Below are 24,083 nucleotides of genomic sequence, written 5' to 3'. Positions count from 1 at the left end.
GAGGGCGTGATGACCGCGGTGGAGGACGGTGTGCGGTCCGTGCACCGCGAGGTGCTGGAGCGGTCCGACGTGGGGTTCGCGGTGTCGGACGCCCGCGGTGTGCTGCGCTGGGTGAACCCCGCGCTGGCGGCCGTTCTGGGCGTGCCGGTGGCGCAGGCCGTCGGCAGGTCGCTGCCCGCACTGCTGCCGGGCGTCCCGGAGCGTCCGCCGGGCGAGCACGCGCACGCCGGGCTCCCGCTGCTGGCGTCCTCGTCGACGCCGCGCGGGCACCGGTGGCTGGAGATCACCTGCTGCGAGCTGTCCGGCGGTGACCTGCTCTACGAGGTCGTGGACGTGACCTCCTGGCGCGACCGGGAGCTCGACGTCACGCAGGAGGCCGACGCGCTGCGGCGCGCGCAGGTGCTCGGCCGGATGGGCACCTGGGAGTGGCACATCGGCGAGGACCGCATCGTGTGGTCCGACGCGCTGCTGGAGATGTTCGGCTTCACGTCCGACGTGGAGCTGACCATGGAGAACTACTCGGGGTTCGTGCACCCCGACGACCTCCCGATGATCCGCAGCACCCTGGCCGAGGCGCTGGAGGCGGGCGCGAAGTTCTCCTACACCCACCGGATGCTGCTGCCCGAACCGCGCGGCGAGCGGATCTTCGAGTGCTTCGGCGAGATCATCTGCGACTCCTCCGGCACGCCCGTGCGTGCGCTGGGGACCGCTCACGACGTGACGCGGGCGCACCGGGTGCACGAGGAACTGCTGCGGATGGCCGAGCTGGACCCGCTCACGGGCCTGCCGAACCGGCGAGTCCTGACCAGGGAGCTGGAGCGCGCGCTGGCGACCGGAGGCGACGGCGCGCTGCTGCTGCTGGACCTGGACAACTTCAAGGACGTCAACGACCTGCGCGGGCACGCCGTGGGCGACCGGGTCATGCGGACCCTGGCCTCGGCGCTCGCGTCGCGGCTGCGACCGGGACAGCTCATCGGCCGCCTCGGCGGCGACGAGTTCGCGGTGGTCCTGCCGGGCTGCGAGCGCGCCGAGGCGGAACTCGTCGCCGACGGGCTGCGCGACGCGGTGGCGGCGTTGCCGCTGGTGTCGGCGGGCGTGGCGGCGCACATCACGGTGAGCACCGGCATGGCGGAGTACGGGCCGGGCGACACGTGGGAGCTGGTCCTGGCCAACGCCGACCTCGCCCTGTACGCGTCGAAGGGCGCCGGTCGCAACCGGGTCACCGTCTACGAGCCGGGGCACTACGCGGACACCGCGAAGCGGGTCTCGGTGCTCGACCGGGTGCGCACGGCGCTGGAGTCCGGCGGTCTGGCGCTGCACGCCATGCCGATGGTGCGGCTCGGCACGGGAGTCGTCCTGGGCCACGAGCTGCTGCTGCGCCTGGAGGACGGTCAGGAACCCCGTCTGGGACCGGCGGACTTCCTCCCGGTCGCCGAGCGCGGCAACCTCGTGCTGGAGATCGACCGCTGGGTGCTGACCAGGGCGATCGACACGCTGGTCGCGCACCCCGACCCGGAACTGCGGTTCAACGTCAACATCTCCGGCCGGACGCTGGACGACGCCGACTTCGGCGGCTTCGTGCTCGACCGGCTGGCCAGCGCGGGCGTGGCCCCCGGACGGCTGGGCCTGGAGATCACCGAGACGGCCGCGGTGGGAAACCTGGACGCGGCGCGGGCGCTGGCGCAGCAGCTGCGCGGCTTCGGCTGCCGCATCGTGCTGGACGACTTCGGGTCGGGGTTCGGCTCCTTCGTCCACCTCAAGCACCTGCCGATCACCGGCATCAAGATCGACGGCGAGTTCGTCAAGGCGATCGACACCAGCCGCACGGACGCCGTGCTGGTGGCGGGCATCGTGGAGATCGCCAGGGGCCTGGGCCTGTCGGCCGTGGCCGAGTGGGTCGAGCGACCCGACCAGGTCGGCGCGCTCACCGGGCTGGGAGTCCGGGTGGGCCAGGGCTTCCACCTCGGGACGCCGCGTCCGCTGGAGGAGGTCCTGCCGGCCCAGGGGGTGCGGCCGAACGGCGCATTGTCCGGTTAGCGGCCCACCCCGAAGGATGGTGCGCACTCCTGATCACCGCCAGCACCTCCTCGTCGATGGGATCCGCCCCGTGTCCGACAGTCCTGTCCGTGGTCTGCGTCGTGTCGAGCTGTGCACGCCCGCGCCGGAAGCCGTCGCCGAGTTCTACGCCGAACTGCTGGGCTGGGTGGTGCTGCCCGATCCGGACGGCACCACCGGTGGCTGGGTGGGCGACCGGCTCGCGGTCCGGGTGAGACCCGTGCCCCGCGGCGGCGCTGCGGGGTGGCGGATGGTGTTCGCGGGCGAGCGGGAGCGGGACCTCGTGGACCCGGCGGGTGTCGCGGCCGGGGTGTCGCGGGGCCGGGTGCTGCACGGACCGTGGGCGCCGCAGCCGCGTGCGGGGGAACCGTGCTGGACGGAGCTGATGACCGCCCCCGGCGGGGACACCGACGCGTTCTGGGCCGCCGAGCTGGGCTGGCGGCCCCGCGCGGCCGAGCAGGGCTTCACGCTCTTCGACGCGCGGTGCGCGCAGTCGACGCGCGCGGTCGCGGGCCGGCTGCGCACGACGGCGGTGCCGGCGGGCTGGACGTGCTGCTTCGCGGTGGTCGACGTGCGGATCACGGCGAAGGCGGCGACCGCGTCCGGCGGCACCGTGCTGGTGCCGCCGACGGAGGTGCCCACCGGAGTCGTCGCCGTGCTGGCCGACCCGGCGGGCGGGGTGTTCACCCTGCTGCAGGAGCCGCGCGGCTGGGGCGGCTCCTGGTTCCCGCCGGACGTGGTCGCCCCCTCCTGACCCCTCAGGACTCCAGCTCCGGCGGGAAGCCGCCGGTGGCGATCGGTCCCCACCGCTCGACGGTGACGCGGATCAGGCTCTTGCCCTGACGCCGCATCGCCTCCCGGTACTCGTCCCAGTCGGGGTGCTCACCGGCGATAGCGCGGAAGTACTCCACCAGCGGCTCGACGGACTCGGGCAGGTCGAGCACCTCGGCGCGGCCGTCGACCTGCACGTAGGGGCCGTCCCAGTCGTCGGACAGCACGCACGCGCTGACCCGGTCGTCGCGCCGCAGGTTGCGGACCTTCGCGCGCTGCGGGTAGGTGGACACGACGATGCGGCCCTCCGCGTCGACGCCGCAGGACACGGGCGAGACCTGGGGACGGCCGTCGGCGCGGTGGGTGATGAGCAGAGCGCGATGGCGCGGACGCAGGAACTCCAGCAGTGCCTCGCGGTCGACGACGTCTGCGGTGGCTGTTCTGGGCATGCGCCGAGCCTAGAACAGGCCGGTGGGACGGCGTCGGCCGCGCGGGGACGCGGAATTGTCCTACCCCTCGGGCACACTCGTGGTGGGTGGTGCGGCGTCCGCTTCCCGACGCCGCACCACCCACCGCGTCACCCCGGCGTGGTCGGGCACGGCGACGCGCAAGGGCTGCGCGAACTCCTCCTCGCTCGCGGGGGCGAGCCGCACGGCGCGGGCCCGGTGCTGCGTGCCACCCGATCGGACCCGCGCGGCAGCGCGCGAACCGCGAACGCCCCAGCGCGTTCGGTCGTACGCGCCGATCACCGGCGGCCGAACGCGCCGTGCCCGGTGGTGTCGGCGGTCGCGTCGCCGGCGTGCCCACCCCGTGGCGTCCCCGCTCTCCCTCGGTCGCGGACGCGCGCGGCAAACTCGTCCGTGTCGACCAGTCCGATCGGCGAACGGCCGCTTCTCGGGGTCGGCGTTCGTCGGCCGGGGCTCGCCGAACGCGTCGAACGCGACTGCGTCCGTACCGAGCACCGAAACCGGGAGGTTCTCGGCGGTGGTCCGGAGAATGAACACCAGATGTTCTGACGAGGGGGTGTCGGGCGCGGCGCTGTTCGAAGTCCGGCGGAGCGCCGGGAAAGAGTCGCGCAGCCGGGCCGCGTGGTTGTCGTCGCGGTGAACGGATCGTTCATAATTGTGTGACGGCCCGCGACGGGCGGAGGATCGGTGAGAACGGTCCGACGAGTCGCGCGACACGGGCAGGAGGTGTGGTCCACTGCGCGAGAACGAGGCCGGTCGCACATCAGTCCACAACGGGTGGAATTTCGTCGTTCATCGATCTGCCCGTTCTTTGTGCTGGTCGTTTTTGTCCAGACCGGGCATCGGCCGCCGATGTGTCCGCCGGACGACCTCCGGAACGTTCTGGACCGGGTGAGGGCCTCGCGCCGGGAGGCGGCGGTTCTGTTCACCTGGTGGGAAGATGGATCACAGAAGTGGGCGGAGGTCCGTGGTCCCGCTGGTTGACCAGAGCATTCGTCGCCCCTTCCCCGCGGGGTTCCGGTTCAAACATGAGTCGCCGCGAAAGAAGAGCCCCCATTTCACTTCTCGCCAAATCGTCCTTTCGGCGGTACGAGTGGCGGTTTTGACACGAGAACGTGTGGGAAGCCGGTGACTGGGGAGAATTCGGCCCACCGGCTCATGCTTTCTGCCGCGATCCTCGCGGTGTTCCCGATGGTCATCTTCGCAGTGGTGAGGGGCGTTTTCTGTGCTTCCGAGAGCGACGAGTCGTCCAGTGGCAGCGGTCCGGCCCGGCAGCGAGCACCACGGTGCGGGAACCTCCTGTCGATCGTCCGCGGGGCTGAGCGACCGGCTCGGCGAGCGGCTGACCGCCCTGGCACGACAGCACCGCGTTCCCGGAGCTCAGCTCGCGGTCCACCACCGCGGTGAGACGGTGACGGTCCAGACCGGCGTCGAGCACCACGCGGGCGGACGACCCATGAGCGCGTCGTCGCGGGTCCCGATCGGCTCGATCACCAAGGCCTGCACCGCGACCGTCGCCATGATCCTGGTGTCCGACGGCGACCTGGAGCTGGACGCGCCGATCGGCGACGTGCTGCCGGAGCTGCGCGGCAACGCCGCTGCCCGGCAGCTCACGGCACGGCAGCTGCTGAGCCACACCAGCGGACTGCCCTCCGACCCCGGCGAGGACGCGACCTCCCTGCGCAGGGGCCTGGACGGCATCACCCCGTCCACGCTGGTCTGCGTGCCGGGAGAGGAGTTCTCCTACTCCAACATCGGCTACGCCCTGGTCGGACGGCTCGTCGAGGTGACGACCGGGATGTCCTGGCGCGAGGCGGTCTGCGCCATCCTGCTCGACCCCATCGGGATCGAACCGGCCTTCATCGGCGGTCCGGGACCCGCGCCGACCGTCGCAGGGCACTCGGGCGGCTCCCGCTCGGGGGTGCGGGCGGTCGAGCAGGTGCTCCCACCCGTGCTGGCGCCGGCGGGCGGGCTCGCGCTCAGCGCCCGCGACCTGGTCGCCGTCGGCCGCCTGCACCTGAGCGAGCCGGAGCTGCTCGACCCCGAGACCGCGCGCGAGATGCACCGCGCGGTGCCCGACGCCGAGCCGTTCGGCCTCGCCGACGGGTGGACGCTAGGGCTGGCGTCGTTCCGGGGGCTGGACGGCGACTGGCTCGGGCACGACGGCACCGCCGACGGCACGTCCTGCCACCTGCGGATCGACCGGGAGGGCGAGTGCGTCGTCGCCCTGACCACCAACGCGGGCACCGGTACCGCGCTGTGGCGCTCGGTGGTCGACGAGCTGAGGTCCGAGGGCTTCCCGATCGCCGACTACCGCGCCGGGAAGCGGTCGGCCGACCGGGTTCCCGTTCCCGCGGAGTACTTCGCCCGGTACCGCAACGGCGGCGTCGAGTACTCCGTCGAGCACGGGACGGACGGAGCGGCGTCCATGGCCGTCGACGGCGAGGTCTTCCACGGCCTGACCCTCTACGACGGCGGCGCGTTCTCCGTGCTCGACCCGGAGAGCCTGACACCGGCCGACTGCGGGCGGTTCTTGCGCGACCGCCGCACCGGAGCGCCCGCCATCCAGGTCGGCGGTCGCATCGCCCGGCTCGCCTCCTGACCGGACGCGCACCACCGCACCCCACCCCCTGTCCGTCCAACCGCTGCGGGCCAGCGGCTGGACCTCCGCCGCGCCCGGAAGGTTCTGAGACGATGACGACGCAGGACACGGACCTGATCGAGAACCGGGCGAACCGGGACAGACGGGTGCCACCCGCCACCCCGGCCGAGCTGTTCGCCCAGCGGGTGCGGCTCGCGCCGCGAGCCCCGGCGGTGATCACCGACGACACCACGCTCAGCGCCGCCGAGCTGAACCGCCGCGCCAACCGGCTCGCCCACCGCCTGCGCCGCCTGGGCGTGCGGACGGAGGACCGGGTGGCCGTGCTGCTGGAGGGCTCGCCGGACGTCGTCGTCGCCGTGCTCGCCGTGATCAAGGCGGGCGGCGCCTACGTGCCGCTGGACGACCGCGCTCCCGCCGGACGCAACGCGCTGGTCCTCGCCGGGGCCGGGACCTCGGTCCTGATCACCGACCGCGCGGAGCGGGCGGAGCCGCTGCGCGCCGGGCACGTCGTGCTGACCGGCGACCCGTCGCTGCTCGCCGAGCCCGACGACGACCCCGCGGTGGCGGTGGACCCGGAGAACCTGGCCTACGTCGTGCACACGTCGGGGTCGACGGGCACGCCCAAGGGCGTCGCGGTGCGGCAGTGCGACGTGGTGGCGCTGGCGGCGGACTCCCGGTTCGCCGGCGGCGGGCACGAGCGCGTCCTGCTGCACTCGCTGCTGGCCTTCGACGCCTCGACCTACGAGCTGTGGGTGCCGCTGCTCACCGGCGGAGCGGTCGTCGTCGCGCCGTCGGCCGACCTCGACGCGGAGTGGCTGCGCGAGGCGGTCCCGCGGCACGGGGTGACCGCGGTGTGGGTGACGGCCGGTCTGTTCCGCGTCCTGGCCCAGGAGACCCCGGACTGCTTCGCCGGGCTCCGCGAGGTGTGGGCGGGCGGGGACGTGGTGCCCGCCGCCGCGGTGCGGCGGGTGCTCGACGCCAACCCCGGCCTGCTGGTCGTCGACGGCTACGGGCCGACCGAGACCACGACCTTCGCCGCGACCCACGCCCTGCCGGCGGCCGACGCCGTGCCCGAGACGGTGCCGATCGGCACGGCGCTGGACGGTGTGCGGCTGCACGTGCTCGACGCGGACCTCGCGCCCGTCCCCGACGGCCGCTCCGGCGAGCTGTACGTCGCCGGGGCAGGTCTGGCGCGCGGTTACTGGCGGCGTCCCGGTCTCACGGCCGAGAGGTTCGTCGCCGACCCCCTCGGCCCTCCCGGAGAGCGGATGTACCGCACCGGGGACGTCGTGCGCCGCAACGCGTGCGGTGAGCTGGAGTTCCTCGGCCGGACCGACGAGCAGGTGAAGATCAGGGGCTTCCGGGTCGAGCCCGGCGAGATCGAGACCGCGCTGACCCGGCACGACGCCGTGACCCACGGCGTCGTGGTCGCGCACGGGGACCAGCGGGGGGTGAAGCGGCTCGTCGCGTACGTCGTCACCGGGGACGGACGGCTGCCCGACGACCTCTCGGCGCACCTCGCCGCGTCGCTGCCGGACTACCTGGTGCCCTCGGTCGTCGTCGTGCTGGACGCCCTTCCGCTGAGCCCCAACGGCAAGGTCGACCGCCGGGCGCTGCCCGAGCCGCCGGCCGGACCCGCGCACGAGACCACCGCCCCGCGGACCGACGCCGAACGCGTCGTCACCCGGATCTGCGCGGACGTGCTCGGCGTCGAGCGGATCGGCGTGGAGGACGACTTCTTCGCCCTGGGCGGCGACTCGATCCTCGCCGTGCAGGTGCTGGCCCGGCTGCGCGCCGCCTTCGGGCCGGGGATCTCGCACCGGGCCGTGTTCGACGCCCGCACCCCCGCGCGGCTGGCTGCGCTGCTGGCCGACCTGCCGCCCGTCGTCCCGCAGGCGCCGATCGGCCGGACGCGCACCGGCGGCGACCTGCCGCTGTCCCCGGCGCAGCGGCGCCTGTGGTTCCTGCACGAGCTCGCACCCGACAGCGCCGAGTACAACACCGCAGTCGGCCTGCGCTTCTCCGGACCGTTCGACCTCGCCGCGCTGCGCCGCGCCCTCGCCGCGCTGTCCGCCCGGCACGACTCGCTGCGCACCACGTTCGACTCCGCCGACGGCAGGCCCGTTCAGCGCGTCGCTCCGGTGAGCGAGGTGCCGCTGCGCGTCGTGGACGCCACGGCGACCGACGACCTGGACGCCGTGCTGCTCGCCGACCTCGCGGTGCCCTTCGACCTGCGACGGGGACCGCTGACCCGCGCGACGCTCCTGCGCCTCGCCCCCGAGGAGCACCTGCTCGTGCTGTGTCAGCACCACGTCGTCACCGACGGCCGGTCCGTGGCGATCCTGACCGACGACCTGCTGACCCTCTACGGCGGCGCCGACCCGCGCTCGCTGCCCGAGCTGCCCCTCGGGTTCGCCGACCACGCAGCGTGGCAGGACCCCGCCCTGGACGCGGCGGCGCTGCGACCGCACCTCGACCACTGGCGCCGCGTCCTCGACGGGATCGAGCCGCTGGCCCTGCCCACCGACCGGCCCCGGCCCGCGCGGCGCACGACCGCCGGCGCGGTGCACCGGCACGCGCTGCCCGCCGACCTGGTCCGGAGGCTCACCGCGCTCTCCGGTGAGCGGGGTGCGACGCTGTTCGCGACCCTCACCGCGGCGGTGCAGGTCCTGCTGGCCCGCCTCGGCGGTCAGCGCGACGTGGCCGTGGGCACCGCGGTCTCCGGGCGCGACCGGACCGAGCTGGAGGACCTGACCGGCTTCTTCGTCAACACCCTGGTCCTGCGCTCGCGGGTCGACGGCGACCAGCCGTTCACCGGGTTCCTCGCCGACGTCCGGGAGACGGTCCTGGAGGCGCTGGCCCACGGGCACGTGCCGTTCGACCGGGTCGTGGACGAGGTCCAGCCCGAGCGCGACCCCTCCCGCACCCCGCTGGTGCAGGCCGTGGTCGTGCTGCAGAGCCCGCTCGTGCGGCCGCGGGAGGTCGCCGGAGCGCGGGTCACCGAGCACGACCTGCCGCGCCCGTCCGCCCGCTTCGACCTGGTGGTGGAGTTCTGGCCGGGCGAGGACACGCTCACCGTCGCCGTCGAGCACAACACCGACCTGTTCGACCCCGGCACGATCGAGGACCTCGCGCGGCGCCTGGAGGTGCTGCTCACCGGCGTCGTCGACGACCCGTCCCGGCCGCTGGCCGAGCTGCCGCTGATCACCCCGGCCGAGCGGAGCGCCCTGCTCGGCGACGGCGCCCGCACCCCGGTCGTGTCCCGGACGGTGCTGGACCTGTTCGACGAGCAGGCGGACCGCTCGCCCGGCGCGACGGCGGTCAGCAGCGGCGCGGAGCGGCTGAGCTACGCCGCGCTGCGGGAGCGGGCCGACCTGCTCGCGCGGCACCTGCTGCGGCTGGGCCTGCGGCGCGAGGACCGGGTCGGCGTCCTGCTGGACCGCTCCACGGACCTCGTCGTGGCCGTGCTCGCCGTGCTGCGGGCCGGTGGCGCGTACGTGCCGCTGGACGTGCGCGCCCCGGCGGAACGGCTGCGCCGCGTCCTCGACGGAGCGGGGGCGACGGTCCTGCTCACCGACGACCGCTGGCGGGAGACCGCGCGGACCGTCCACGGTGGACCGGTGCTCACCGTCGCGCAGGCGCGGGACGCCGATCTGCCGCTGCCCGAGGTCGACCCGGAGAACCTCGCCTACGTCGGGTACACCTCCGGTTCGACCGGCACCCCCAAGGGCGTCGCCGTGCGGCACGCCGACGTGGTCGCCCTGGCGCTGGACGAGCGGTTCGCCGGGGACGCCCACCGGCGGGTGCTGCTGCACTCGCCGCTCGCGTTCGACGCCTCCACCTACGAGCTGTGGGTGCCCCTGCTCACCGGCGGCGAGGTGGTCGTCGCCCCGACCGGGGACCTGGACGTCGACGTCCTGCGCGCGACGATCACCGAGCACGGCGTGACCGCGCTGTGGCTGACCGCCGGGCTGTTCCGCCTGGTCGCGCAGGAAGACCCGCGGTGCCTCGCCGGGGCGCGGGAGGTCTGGACCGGTGGCGACGTGGTTCCGGCGGCCGCGGTGCGCCGCGTGCTCCTGGCGTGCCCCGGCCTCGTGGTGGTCGACGGCTACGGACCCACCGAGACCACGACGTTCGCCACCTCGTTCCGCATGTCGTCGGCCTCCGGCGTGCCCGGCGTGGTGCCCATCGGCACACCGCTGGACGGCGTGCGCGCCCTCGTGCTGGACGACCGCCTCGACCCCGTGCCGCCCGGCGCGCTCGGTGAGCTGCACCTCGCGGGCAGCGGGCTCGCCCGCGGCTACTGGGGCCGTCCGGGAGCCACCGCCGAGAGGTTCCTGGCCGTTCCCGGCGGTGAGCGGGCCTACCGCACCGGAGACGTCGTGCGCCGCCGTCACGACGGCACGATCGAGTTCGTCGGCCGGACCGACGACCAGGTCAAGATCCGCGGCTTCCGGGTGGAGCCCGCCGAGGTCGAGGCCGCGCTCACCGCGCTGGACGCCGTGGCGCAGGCGGTGGTCGTCGTCGCGGAGTCCGCCGGGCGCAAGCACCTCGTGGCGCACGTCGTCCCCGCCGACGGCGTGGTGCCCGACCCCGCCGCGCTGCGCGACTCCCTGCGCCGGGTCCTGCCGGACTACCTGGTCCCCTCGGTGGTCGCGCCGATCGCGGAGCTGCCGCTGAGCCCCAACGGCAAGGTCGACCGGCGTGCGCTGCCGGAGCCGCGGTTCGACCGGCCCGCGCCGCGCGGAACCGCCCCGCGCACCGAGCGGGAACGGGTGCTCGCCCGGATCTGGGCCGAGGTGCTCGGCGTGGACGGCGTCGGGGTCGAGGACAACTTCTTCGAACTCGGCGGCGACTCGATCCTGAGCATCCAGGTCAGCACCCGCGCGCGCCGCGCCGGTCTGGAGATCTCCACCGGCGACCTCTTCGACCACCAGACGATCGCGGCCCTCGCCGCGGCGGCGGGGGAGACCGCGCGCGCCGTCGTGCGCGGCCCCGTGTCCGGGCCGGTGCCGCTGACCCCGGTCCAGCACTGGTTCTTCGACACGCACGGCACCTGGCGGTTCGACCAGACGACGACGCTGGTGCTCGCCGACGACGTGGACGACACCGCCCTGTCCACCGCGCTGGCCGCCCTGGTGGAGCACCACGACGCGCTGCGCATGGAGTTCACCCGCGCCGACGGGCGCTGGCGGCAGGACAACGCCCCCGCCGGTGCGGCGAGCTCGTCGCTGCTGCGCGCCGAGGTGTCCGAAGAGGACGGACAGCGGCTGCTGCGCCTGGCCGTGCACCACCTGGTCGTGGACGGGGTGTCGTGGCGCGTCCTGCTGGAGGACCTGGAGCAGGCCTACCGGCAGGCCGTGCGCGGCGAACCCGTCGACCTCGGGCCGCGGACGACCTCGTTCCGCGAGTGGGCGCTGCGCCTGACCGAGCACGCCGCGGCGGGCGGGTTCGACGACGAGCTGGAGCACTGGCGCGGCCTGACCGGCGACGTGGAGCTGCCCGTCGACGGGGACGGCCCGAACACCGTCGGCGCGGAGCGCTCGGTGACCGCGAGCCTGAGCGGGGCGGAGACCACCGCGCTGCTGCGCGACGTGCCCGCCGCGTACCGGACCGGCGTCAACGACGTGCTGCTGGCCGCGCTGGGCCGCGTGCTGGGGGAGTGGTGCGGCCGCGGCCGGGTCGTCGTGGACCTGGAGGGCCACGGCCGCGAGAACCTGTTCGACGGCGTGGACCTGTCGCGCACGGTGGGCTGGTTCACCAGCATCTTCCCGGTGTCCCTGGACGTCCCGCGCGACTGGGGCGCCGCGCTGAAGTCGGTCAAGGAGCAGGTGCGGGCGGTGCCCCGGCGGGGGATCGGCTACGGCGCCCTGCGGTACCTCACCGGCACCGCGCCGGAGATCGCGCCGCGGATCTCCTTCAACCACCTCGGCCGCTTCACCTCGCCCGACGGCGAGCTGTGCACCGGCGTGCGGCGCGAGCTGTCCCTGGAGGCCGACCCCGCCGAACAGCGCCCGCACCTGCTGGACGTGGTCAGCCGCGTCGACGACGGAGTGCTGGCGTTCACCTGGTACTTCGCCGAGGGGGTGCACGAGGAGAGCACCGTCGCCGCGCTGGCTCGGGACGTGCTCACCGCGCTGCGCGAGATCGTGGCGCACTGCGCGGAGCCGGGTGCCGGAGGCCGGACGCCCTCGGACTTCCCGCTGGCCGGCCTCGACCAGACCGCGGTGGACCGGCTCGTCGGTGACGGGCGTGCCGTCGAGGACCTCTACCCGCTCACCCCGGTGCAGGCGGGCATGGTGTTCCACGACCTGGCCCGCGGCGCGCACCGCCTCTACGTCGAGCAGATGACCTTCGTCCTGCACGGCGTGCGCGATCCGCGCCTGCTCGCCGAGGCGTGGCAGCGGGTGGTCGACCGGACGCCGGTGCTGCGCAGCAGGATCGTCTGGGAGGGCGTGCCGGAACCGCTGCAACTCGTCGAGCGCGACGTCACCGTGCCGGTGGAGCACCGCGACTGGACGCGCCTGTCCGCCGCCGAGGCGCAGGAGCGGCTGGACCGGCTGTTCGCCGAGGACGCGGCGCGGGAGCTGGACCTGACCCGCGCGCCGCTGCTGCGACTGGTGCTGCTGCGGCTGTCGGAGTCCGACGTGCGGGTGCTGTGGACCTTCCACCACGTGCTGCTCGACGGGTGGAGCGTCTTCCACGTCCTGTCCGACGTCTTCGCCCAGCACGCGGCGCTCGCCGGTGAGCGGGAGGCCGACCTCCCCGCGCGCCGCCCGTTCCGCGACCACCTGGCCCGGCTGGCGCGGCTGGACGACCGCCTCGCCGAGGAGCACTGGCGCACGGAGCTGGCGGGGATGACCACCCCGACCCCGCTGCCGTACGACCGGGTCCCCGCGCGCGGCCACACCACCAGCTCGTCGGACCGGGTCGCCGTGGAGCTGGACGAGGGGGCGACCGCCCGGTTGCACGAGTTCGCCCAGCGCAACCGGCTGACGCTGAACACCGTGGTGCAAGGTGCGTGGGCGTCCCTGCTGGCCCGCTACAGCGGTGAGCCCGAGGTGTGCTTCGGCGCCACGACGTCCGGGCGTCCGCCCGAGCTGCCCGGCGTGGACGACGTGATCGGCATCTTCATCAACACCCTGCCCGTGCGGGTGCGCGTCGACGACGACCTCGGCGTCGCCGCCTGGCTGCGCGAGGTGCAGCGGACCCAGGTCGAGTCGCGCCGCTTCGGGCACGTCGCCCTGACCCGGCTGCACGACTGGAGCGACCTGCCGCCGGGCAGCGCCCTGTTCGACAGCATCGTGGTGTTCGAGAACTACCCCGTCGGGGACGACGTCGCCGCGGCGCACGGACTGCGGCTGAGCGACCTGCGGGCCTCCGAGCGGACCAACTACGCCCTCAGCGTCGTGGTCTACCCCGGCGAGCGCCTGTCGCTGGTGCTCGGCCACGACCCCGCCCTGTTCGACGCGGCGACGGCGCGGCGGACGGCCGCACAGCTCGCCACCCTGCTGCGCGCCGTGGCCGACGCGCCGGACCTGCCGATCTCCCGCGTCCCGCTGCTGACCGGGGACGAGGCCCGCCGCGTGCTGGTGGAGTGGAACGCCACCGGCGCGGACCTCCCGGCCACGAGCGTCCCCGCGCTGTTCGAGGCCGGGGTGCGCGCGACGCCGGACGCGGTCGCCGTGGTCGCGGACGGCACCTCGGTGACCTACGCCGAGCTGGACGCCGCCGCCAACCGGCTCGCCCACCGGCTCCTGCGGCTCGGTGTGCGGCCGGAGGACCGGGTCGCGGTGCTCGTGGAGCGCTCGGCCGACCTCGTCGTGGCGGAGCTGGCCGTCCTCAAGGCCGGTGGCGCCTACCTGCCGCTGGACCTGCGGGCGCCCGCCGACCGGATGCGCCTGCTGCTCACCGGCGCGGACGTGGCGGTCGTGGTCGCCGACGACGCGTGGCTGGCCACCGCGCGGAACGTCCACACCGGACACGTGGTCCGGGTGGGCGACGCCGCGGACGAGCCGGACACCCCGCCCGGCGTGGCGACGCACCCCGACCAGATCGCCTACGTCATGCACACCTCCGGTTCCACCGGTGCGCCGAAGGGCGTCTGCGTGCGGCACCGCGACGTCGTGGCGCTGGCGCACGACCGCCGGTTCCGCGGTGGGGCGCACGAGCGGGTGCTGCTGCACTCGCCGCAGGCGTTCGACGCCTCCACCTACGAGACCTGGGTCCCGCTGCTGAACGGCGGACGCGCGGTGATCGCCCCGCCGCGCGAGCTGGACGTCGCCGCGCTGCGGCGCGTGATCGCGGAGAACGGGGTCACCGCGGCGTTCCTGACCACGGGGCTGTTCCGGTTGGTCTCGCAGGAGGCCCCGGAGTGCTTCGCCGGGATGCGCGAGGTGTGGACCGGTGGTGACGCCGTCCCGGCGGCCGCGCTGCGCGCCGTGCTGCAGGCGTGCCCCGGCACGGCGGTGGCCGACGTCTACGGCCCCACCGAGACCACGACCTTCGCGACCGTGCGGCTCATGTCCGCCGCGGACGAGGTGCCGGACGTGGTGCCCATCGGCACACCGCTGGACAACACGCGGACCTACGTCCTCGACGCCGGCGGCGCACCCGTCCCGCCGGGTGTCCCCGGTGAGCTGCACGTCGCCGGGGAGGGCGTCGCCAGGGGCTACCTGGGGCAGCCGGGCCTGACCGCCGAGCGCTTCGTGGCGGACCCGTTCGGGAGGCCGGGCGACCGGATGTACCGCACGGGCGACGTCGTGCGCTGGACCGACGACGGGCAGCTGGAGTTCGTCGGCCGGGTCGACGAGCAGGTCAAGGTCCGCGGCTTCCGCATCGAGCTGAGCGAGGTCGAGGCCGCGCTGGGCGCGCACCCGGACCTGGCGCAGGCGGCGGTGCTGGCCCGCGAGGACCGGCCCGGCGTGAAGCGGCTGGTCGCCTACGTCGTCCCGCGCTCCCGCGAGGTGGCGCCGGCGGAGCTGCGGGAGTTCCTGGACCGCACGCTGCCGGACTACATGGTCCCGGCCGCGTTCGTGACGCTGGACCGCCTTCCCCTCAACGCCAACGGCAAGCTGGACCGGCACGCGCTCCCGGCCCCGGACCCCGCGACCCCGGCCGGTGCAGGGCACGTCGCCCCCGGCACGGAGCGGGAGGCCGCGCTGGCCGCCATCTGGTCCGAGGTGCTCGGCGTGCAGCGGGTCGGCGCGCAGGACGACTTCTTCGAACTGGGCGGCGACTCGATCCTCAGCATCCAGGTGGTCTCCAGGGCGCGGCAGATCGGCCTGGACCTGCTGCCCGGCGACCTCTTCACGCACCCCACCGTCGCCTCCCTCGCCGCCGCCGCCACCACGACCACCGAGGCCGTGTCGCGGGGGCCGGTGCACGGCGAGGTCCCGCTCACGCCGATCCAGCGCTGGTTCTTCGCGACGCAGACCGCCGACCCGCAGCACGTCGACCAGGTCGTGCGGGTGCCGCTGCCCCGGCCGGTGGACGAGCGGGCGGTGCGGCGGGCGCTCGCCGCGCTGCTGGAGCACCACGACGCGCTGCGGATGCGCTTCGAGCACGTCGACGGGCACTGGCGGCAGGACAACGCGCCCGTCACGGCGACCGACGTCCTCGGCGCGTCCGACGTGGACCTCGCGCGCGGTCCGCTGCTGCGCGCCACGCTGTCCGGCGGCGAACTGCGGCTCGCCGCGCACCACCTGGTCGTCGACGGCGTCTCCTGGCGCGTCCTGCTGGAGGACTTCGCCAGGGCCCACGAGCAGGCGGCGCGCGGGGAGGACGTCGACCTCGGCCCGCGCACCACCTCGTTCCAGGAGTGGGCCACCCGGCTGACCGAGCACGCCGCCGCCGGTGGCTTCGACGACGAGCTCGTCCACTGGAACGCCGTGACGGGGAACGCGGAGATCCCGGTGGACGGCACCGGTCCGAACACCGCGGCGTCGACGCGCTCGGTCACCGTCCGGCTGGGCCGCGAGGAGACCGCGGCGCTGCTGCGCGACGTGCCCGCCGTGTACCGCACGCAGGTCAACGACGTCCTGCTGACCGCGCTGGGCCGCGTCCTGCGCGACTGGACCGGCCACGACCGGGTGCTGCTGGACCTGGAGGGCCACGGCCGCGAGGACCTGTTCGGCGGCGTGGACCTCTCCCGCACGGTGGGCTGGTTCACCAGCGTGTTCCCGGTGTCGCTGGAGGTCCCGGACGACTGGGGGACGGCGCTGCGGGCCGTCAAGGAGCAGCTGCGCGCGGTGCCCCGGCGCGGGGTCGGCTACGGCGCCCTGCGGTACCTCACCGGCACCGCGCCGGAGATCGCGCCGCGGATCTCCTTCAACCACCTCGGGCGCTTCGGCTCCGGCTCCGGCGGGCTGGAGTCCGACGACGGCCCCGAGTCGGTCCGCGCGCACCTGCTGGACGTCGTGAGCCGGGTCGAGCGCGACGAGCTGGAGCTGACCTGGTACTTCGCCGAGGGCGTGCACGACGAGGCCACGATCGCGACGCTCGCGCACCGGGTGCTCGCCGCGCTGCGGGAGATCGTGGCGCACTGCGCCGAACCCGGCGCCGGCGGACGCACCCCCTCGGACTTCCCCCTGGTGGCGCTGGACCAGGCCACCGTGGACGAGCTGGTCGGCGACGGCCGGGACGTGGAGGACGTCTACCCGCTCACGCCGTTGCAGGCCGGCATGGTGTTCCACGGCCTGAGCCGGAGCGAGGACCGCGTCTACTTCCAGCAGGTCGTCTTCGACCTCGACGGCGTCGCCGACCCGGACGTCCTGGCCGCGGCGTGGCAGCACGTCGTCGACCGGACGCCGGTGCTGCGCAGCAGCGTGGTGTGGGAGGGCGTGCCGGAGCCGGTCCAGGTGGTGCGCCGCCACGTCACCGTGCCGATCACCCGGCACGACTGGCGCGGCCTCGGCGAGCAGGAGCGCGACCGGGCGTGGCGCGACGTGCTCGACCGCGACCGCGCGGCCGGGCTCGACCCGGCCGAGACCCCGTTGACCAGGCTCGTCCTGGCCCGCACGTCCGACACCGGGGTGCGGGTGCTGTGGACGTTCCACCACGTGCTGCTCGACGGGTGGAGCGTCTTCCAGGTCCTCGCGGACGTCTTCACCCGCCACGCGGGCCACGACCTGCCCGACCGGCGGCCGTTCCGCGACCACGTCGAGTGGCTGGCGCGGCAGGACGAGACCCTGGCCGAGGAGCACTGGCGGCGGGTCCTGGGAGACCTGAGCGCCCCGGCGAGGCTGCCGGTCGACCGGCCCGCCGCCGAGGAGCACACCACGCGCTCGTCGCGCTGGCTGACCGTCGAGCTGGACGAGACCGACTCGGCCCGGCTGCGCGACGCGGCCCAGCGCAACGGACTCACGGTCAACACCGTGCTCCAGGGCGCGTGGGCGCTGCTGCTGTCGCGCTGGAGCGGCGAGCGGGAGACGTGCTTCGGCACGACGGTGTCCGGCCGTCCCGTGGAGCTGCCGGGCGCGGACGACGTCGTGGGCATCTTCATCAACACGCTGCCCGTGCGGGTCGCGGTCGACGGCACCCGCCGCGTGGCCGAGTGGTTGCGGGAGCTGCAGGCCGGACAGGTCGAGTCCCGCCGGTTCGGGCACCTGCCGCTGACGCGCCTGCAGGCGTGGAGCGGCGTCCCGGCCGGGACCGGCCTGTTCGACAGCCTCGTGGTGTTCGAGAACTACCCGATCAACGACGAGGCGGCCTCCGAGCACGGCCTGCGGCTGCGCGGGCTGGACGCCGTCGAGACGACGAACTACCCCCTCAGCGTCGTCGCGTCACCCGGTCAGCGGCTGTCGATCGACGTCGGCCACGACCCCGACCTGTTCGACCCCGGCACGGCCGAGCGGATCGCCCGGCAGCTCACCACCGTGCTGCGCGGCATCGCGGCGGACCCGGACCAGCGGCTCGACGACGTCGACCTGCTCACCGACGCCGAGCGCCACCTGGTGCTCGACGAGTGGAACGACACCGCCCACCCGCTGCCCGACGGCACGGTTCCCGCGCTGTTCGAGCGCCAGGCGCGGCGCACGCCCGACGCCGTCGCGCTGGTGCGCGGCGAGGACCGGCTGAGCTACGCCGAGCTGGACGAGCGGGCGAACCGGCTCGCGCACCGGCTGGCGGGGCTCGGGGTCGGCGCGGAGGACCTGGTGGGCGTGCTGGTCGAGCGCTCGATCGACCTGGTCGTCGCGGAACTGGCGGTGCTCAAGGCCGGTGGCGCCTACGTGCCGCTGGACAGCCGCGCCCCGCGAGCCCGGCTGGAGCGGCTGCTGGCGGAGGCGCGTCCGGCGGTGCTGGTCGCCGATGACACGTGGGAGGCGCTCGGCCGGTCGCTGCACGGACGGTGCGTCCTCGCCGGGGACGGCGCCGAGCCGGCCGGCCCGCTCCCGGTCCCGCACCCGGACGACCTCGCCTACGTCATGCACACCTCCGGTTCCACCGGTGCGCCGAAGGGCGTCTGCGTGCGGCACCGCGACGTCGTGGCGCTGGCGCACGACCGCCGGTTCCGCGGTGGGGCGCACGAGCGGGTGCTGCTGCACTCGCCGCAGGCGTTCGACGCCTCCACCTACGAGACCTGGGTCCCGCTGCTGAACGGCGGGCGTGTCGTGATCGCGCCGCCGGGGGAGCTGGACGTGCAGACCCTCGCCGACGTGATCGCCGAGAACGGCGTGACGGCCGCGTTCCTCACCGCGGGCCTGTTCCGGTTGGTCTCGCAGGAGGCACCGGAGTGCTTCGCCGGGATGCGCGAGGTGTGGACCGGCGGTGACGCCGTCCCGGCGGCCGCGCTGCGCGCCGTGCTGCAGGCGTGCCCCGGCACGACGGTGGCCGACGTCTACGGCCCCACCGAGACCACCACCTTCGCCACCGTGCGGCTCATGTCCGCCGCGGACGAGGTGCCGGACGTGGTGCCCATCGGCACACCGCTGGACAACACGCGGACCTACGTCCTCGACCGCGGGCTGCGGCCCGTGCCGCCCGGTGTCCCCGGTGAGCTGCACGTCGCCGGGGAGGGCGTCGCCAGGGGCTACCTCGGCAGTCCGGGCCTGACCGCGGAGCGGTTCGTCGCCGACCCGTTCCGCCCCGGTGAGCGGATGTACCGCACGGGCGACGTCGCGCGGTGGAACGCGCGCGGCGAGCTGGAGTTCGTCGGCCGGGTCGACGAGCAGGTCAAGGTGCGCGGCTTCCGCATCGAGCCGAGCGAGATCGAGGCCGTGCTCGCCACCCGTCCCGACGTCGCCCAGGCCGCGGTGCTGGCCCGCGAGGACCAGCCCGGCGTCAAGCGGCTGGTGGCCTACCTCGTGGCGGAACCGCCGGGCAGGCCCACGTCCGCCGAGCTGCGGGAGTTCGTGGGCCGGAGCCTGCCGGACTACATGGTCCCCGCCGCGTTCGTCACGCTGGACGCGCTTCCCCTCACCGTCAACGGCAAGGTCGACCGGACGGCCCTGCCCGCACCCGACCTCGACGCGCCGATCACCGAGCGGGTGGCGCTGGGCACGGACGCCGAGCGGACCCTCGCCGAGATCTGGGCGGAGGTGCTCGGTGTCGCCGAGGTGGGCGCCACCGACGACTTCTTCGAACTGGGCGGCGACTCGATCCTGAGCATCCAGGTCGTCTCGCGCGCCCGGCGCCGCGGGCTGAACCTGCTGCCCCGCGACCTGTTCCGCCACCCCACGCTGACCGCGCTGGCGGCGAACGCGACCGGCCCGGCGCAGGCGCCGGCCGAGCAGGGCCCGGTGACGGGAGCGGTGCCGCTCACCCCGATCCAGCACTGGTTCTTCGCCCACCACGCGGTACCGGGTCGCTTCGACCAGTCCGTGCGGGTCGAGCTGGCCGCCGACGTGGACGAGGCGGCGCTGCGGGCGGCGCTGGCGACCGTGCTCGACCACCACGACGCGCTGCGGCTGCGCTTCGCGCGCACCGGCGACGGCTGGTCGCAGCACGTGGCCGCCGCCGAACCGGCCGACGTGCTCGACGTGCGGACCGGGCCGGTCGCCGAGCACCCGGAGTTCGACCTGGAGCACGGGCCGCTGCTGTCCGCGGTCCTGCTGCGCCGCGACGGCGAGAACCCCGAGCTGGTCCTCACCGCGCACCACCTGGTCGTGGACGGCGTGTCGTGGCGCATCCTGCTGGAGGACCTCGACGCCGCCTACCGCGGCGCGGAACTGGGCCCGAAGACGACGTCGTTCCGGTCGTGGGCGCTGCGGCTGACCGAGCACGCGGCGGCGGGCGGCTTCGACGACGAGCTGCCCCACTGGGAGGCGCTGCCGCGCGCCGTCGCGCCGCCGGTGGACCGCGGCGGCGTCAACACCATCGCCTCGACCCGCTCGGTGAGCGTGCGCCTGGGTCGCGCCACGACCAGGGCGCTGGTCCAGGACGTGCCGGAGGTGTACCGGACGCAGATCAACGACGTGCTGCTCACCGCGCTGGGCCGGGTGTTGCGGACCGGGTCCGGACCGGTGCTGGTGGAGCTGGAGGGCCACGGCCGCGAGGACCTGTTCGACGACGTGGACCTGTCCCGCACGGTGGGCTGGTTCACCAGCGCGTTCCCGGTGGCGCTGGACGTCCCCGACGACTGGGGCGCCGCGCTGAAGGCGGTCAAGGAGCAGTTGCGCGCCGTGCCCCGGCGCGGGATCGGCCACGGCGCCCTGCGCCACCTCACCGGCGCCGTGCCCGAGGTGTCCCCGCGGGTCGGCTTCAACTACCTCGGCCGCTTCGACTGGCACTTCGCCGGTGACGGTCTCCTGCGCGCGGTGCGCGGCGGCCTGGCGGCCGACGTGGACCCCTCCGAGGTCAGGACCCACGAGCTGGACGTGGTGGGCCGCATCGAGGACGACGACCTCGAACTGACCTGGTTCTACTCCGAGGACCTGCACGACGAGCGGACCGTCGCCGCGCTGGCCGGGGACGTGGTCGAGGCGCTGCGGGAGGTCGTGGAGCACTGCGCGCGACCGGACGCCGGTGGCCGCACCCCGTCGGACTTCCCCCTCGCGCGTCTGGACCAGGCCGCGGTGGACCGGCTGGCGACCCGCTCGGTCGAGGACGTCTACCCGCTGACGCCCATGCAGAGCGGGATGGTGTTCCACGGACTGTCGCAGTCCGGCCGCGGCCTGTACTTCGAGCAGGCCACGTTCGTGCTGGACGGCGTGGCCGACCCCGCCGCGCTGGCCGCCGCCTGGCAGCGGGTCCTCGACCGCACGCCGGTGCTGCGCAGCTCGTTCGTCTGGGACGGCGTGCCCGAGCCGGTGCAGGTCGTGCACCGCGACGTCGTCCTGCCGGTCCGGCACCTCGACTGGACCGGCCTGCCGCCGCAGCGGCGGGCGCGGGAGCTGGAGCGGTTGCTGGCCGACGACCGCGCCACCGGTCTCGACCCCGGCCGCGCGCCGCTGATGCGGGTGGCGCTGGCCCGGCTGTCGGACACCGAGGTCCAGGTGCTGTGGACGTTCCACCACGTCCTGCTGGACGGCTGGAGCGTGTTCCAGGTGCTCGCCGACCTGTTCGGCGCGCACGCCGGTCACCCGCTCCCGGTCCGGCGCCCCTTCCGGGACTACCTGCAGTGGCTGGCCGGACGCGACCGCGCCGAAGCCCTGCGCTTCTGGCGCGACACCCTCGACGGCCTGGAGGGCCCGACGCCGCTGCCGCTGGACCGCGCACCGGCCGGGACGCACACGAGCTGCTCGGCCGAGTGGCTGCCGTGCGCGCTGGACGAGGCCGCGTCGGACCGGTTCGCCGCGTTCGTCAAGCGGCACGGGCTGACGGCGAACGTCGTGGTGCAGGGCGCCTGGGCGCTGCTGCTGGCCGGGCACAGCGGCCGGCGCGACGTCGTGTTCGGCGCGACCGTGTCGGGCAGGCCCGCCGAGCTGCCGGACGTGGACGAGATGATCGGCATCTTCATCAACACCCTGCCCGTCCGCGTCCGGATCGACCGCGCCGCGCCGGTGGCGCGGTGGCTCGGAGACCTCCAGGCCGCCCAGGCGGAGGCCCGTGCGTTCGACTTCGTCCCGCTGGCCGAGCTCCAGACCGGCGGCGAGAGCCTGTTCGACAGCCTGGTCGTGTTCGAGAACTACCCCGTGGACGACGAGGCCGCCGCCGAGCACGGCCTGCGCGTCCGCGACCTCAGCGCCCTGGAGACGACGAACTTCCCGCTCACCGTCGTGGCCTCGCCGGGCCGCACGCTGTCCGTCGAGATCGGCTACGACCCCGAGCTGTTCGACGTGTCCACGGTCGAGCGGCTCTCCGCCCGCCTCCTGTCGCTGCTGACCGCCCTCGTCGCCGACGGCGACCGTCCCCTGTCCGCCCTGCCCGCGCTGCCCGCCGACGAGGAGCGGCTGGTGCTGCGCGAGTGGAACGACACCGGCGACGAGCCGCCGTCGCGGTCGCTGCCCGAGCTGTTCGCCGAGCGGGTCCGGGCACGACCGGACGACCCGGCGGTGGTGGCCGACGGGCTGTCGCTGACGTGCGCCGAGCTCGACCGCCGCGCGAACCGCCTGGCCCACCGGCTGATCGGGCTCGGCGTCCGGGCGGAGGACCCGGTCGGGCTCGCGGTGGACCGCTCCGCCGCGGTCGTGGTCGCCCAGCTCGCCGTCGCCAAGGCGGGCGGCGTGTACGTCCCGCTCGACGCGCGGGCCCCGGCCGAGCGGCTGCGCCTGCTCCTGCACGGCGTCGACGTCGTGGTGACCGACGCGGTCCGGCACGACGACGTGGCCGCGGTGCACACCGGGGTGCTCACCGCCGTGGACGACCCGGCGCTCGCGGACGAGCCGGAGCACGCCCCGGACGTCGTCGTGGACGGCGAGCAGCTCGCCTACGTCATGTTCACCTCCGGCTCCACCGGCGTCCCCAAGGGGGTGGCCGTGCGGCACCGCGACGTCGCCGCGCTGGCCGCCGACCACCGGTTCCGCACCGGCGGGCACGAGCGGGTGCTGCTGCACTCGCCGCAGGCGTTCGACGCCTCCACCTACGAGGTGTGGGTGCCGCTGCTGTCCGGCGGCCGGGTCGTCGTCGCGCCGCCGGAGGACGTCGACGCCGTCGTGCTGCGCCGGGCGGTCGCCGAGCACGGGGTGACGGGCCTGTGGCTGACCGCGGGGCTGTTCCGCCTGCTCGCGCAGGAGTCGCCCGAGTGCTTCTCGGGGCTGCGCGAGGTCTGGACCGGCGGTGACGTGGTGCCCTCCGGCGCCGTGCGACGGGTGCTGCAGGCGTGTGCCGGGCTGCTGGTGGTCGACGGCTACGGGCCGACCGAGACCACCACCTTCGCCACGGCGCGGCCGGTGTCCGGTGTGGACGACCTGCCCGACGTGCTGCCGATCGGCAGGCCGCTGGACGGGACGCGGGTCCACGTGCTCGACGCCGACCTGGCACCGGTGCCGATCGGCGCGGCCGGTGAGCTGCACGTCTCCGGCGCGGGACTGGCCAGGGGCTACTGGGGCGCACCGGGGGCGACCGCCGAGCGGTTCGTCGCCGACCCGTTCCGCCCCGGTGAGCGGATGTACCGCACGGGCGACGTCGTGCGCTGGAACGCGCGCGGCGAGCTGGAGTTCCTCGGCCGCACCGACGAGCAGGTCAAGGTGCGCGGTTTCCGCATCGAGCTGGGCGAGGTCGAGGCCGCGCTCGCGGCGCACCCCGACGTGGCGCAGGCGGCGGTCGTGGCCCGCGAGGACCGGCCGGGCGTCAAGACGCTCGTCGCCTACGCGGTGTCCGGCGCCCGCCTCGACCCCGAGGCGTTGCGCGCGTTCCTCGACCGGACCCTGCCGGAGCACTCGGTGCCGTCGGTGTTCGTGCAGCTGGAGCGCCTGCCGCTGAGCGGCACCGGGAAGGTCGACCGGCGCGCGCTGCCCGCGCCCGACCCGAGCGCCGCGGTCAGCACCGAGCACGTCGCACCGGAGACGGAGCTGGAACGAGCGGTGGCCGGGATCTGGGAGGAGGTGCTGGGACTGCGCGACATCGGCGTGCGGGACAGCTTCTTCCAGCTCGGCGGCGACTCGATCCGCAGCCTGCACATCGCCGCCAGGGCCAGTGCCGTCTTCGACGTGCGCCTGACCCCGCGGGACGTGCTGGCCGCGCGGACCGTGGCCGCCCTGGCCGAGACGATCGAGGAAAAGATCTTGAGCGAACTGGAGGGCCTCGCTTCCGGGGAGCAGCCCGGAGCCGAGCAGCCCGGAGCCGAGGAGCCCGGCCGCCCGGGATGA

5 protein-coding genes are annotated in these 24,083 nt (G+C 74.8%); 4 read left to right on the top strand and 1 reads right to left on the bottom strand.

Annotation, left to right across the window (positions count from 1 at the left end):
• The first annotated feature begins 9 nt into the window (after positions 1 to 9).
• Together IMZ35_RS22455 and IMZ35_RS31885 are read left to right on the top strand one after the other, a co-directional pair.
• Complete coding sequence (locus tag IMZ35_RS22455; protein WP_199443121.1) at positions 10 to 2,037, top strand: putative bifunctional diguanylate cyclase/phosphodiesterase; 2,028 nt, start codon at positions 10 to 12, stop codon at positions 2,035 to 2,037.
• 70 nt (positions 2,038 to 2,107) lie between these two features.
• Positions 2,108 to 2,809: a VOC family protein gene (locus IMZ35_RS31885; RefSeq protein ID WP_199443120.1), complete on the top strand. Its 702-nt coding sequence runs from the start codon at positions 2,108 to 2,110 to the stop codon at positions 2,807 to 2,809.
• Positions 2,810 to 2,813: 4 nt separating this feature from the next.
• Here IMZ35_RS31885 and IMZ35_RS22445 read toward each other — a convergent pair whose 3' ends face one another.
• Positions 2,814 to 3,275 carry a PPOX class F420-dependent oxidoreductase gene (locus IMZ35_RS22445; protein WP_199443119.1) on the bottom strand — a complete coding sequence of 154 codons (462 nt, stop codon included), beginning with the start codon at positions 3,273 to 3,275 and terminating at the stop codon, positions 2,814 to 2,816.
• A gap of 1,270 nt (positions 3,276 to 4,545) precedes the next feature.
• Between IMZ35_RS22445 and IMZ35_RS22440 the strand changes: the two genes are divergently transcribed.
• A complete protein-coding gene (locus IMZ35_RS22440; protein ID WP_438816891.1) occupies positions 4,546 to 5,895 on the top strand; it encodes a serine hydrolase domain-containing protein in 1,350 nt (449 codons plus the stop codon).
• 92 nt (positions 5,896 to 5,987) lie between these two features.
• Complete coding sequence (locus tag IMZ35_RS22435; protein WP_199443118.1) at positions 5,988 to 24,083, top strand: non-ribosomal peptide synthetase; 18,096 nt, start codon at positions 5,988 to 5,990, stop codon at positions 24,081 to 24,083.

The sequence above is a fragment of the Umezawaea beigongshangensis genome, assembly GCF_016464305.1.
In the GTDB taxonomy this organism is placed as follows: domain Bacteria; phylum Actinomycetota; class Actinomycetes; order Mycobacteriales; family Pseudonocardiaceae; genus Umezawaea_A; species Umezawaea_A beigongshangensis.
The sequence above is the reverse complement of the archived record's forward strand: the minus strand, read 5'-3'. Positions and strand labels throughout refer to the sequence as shown.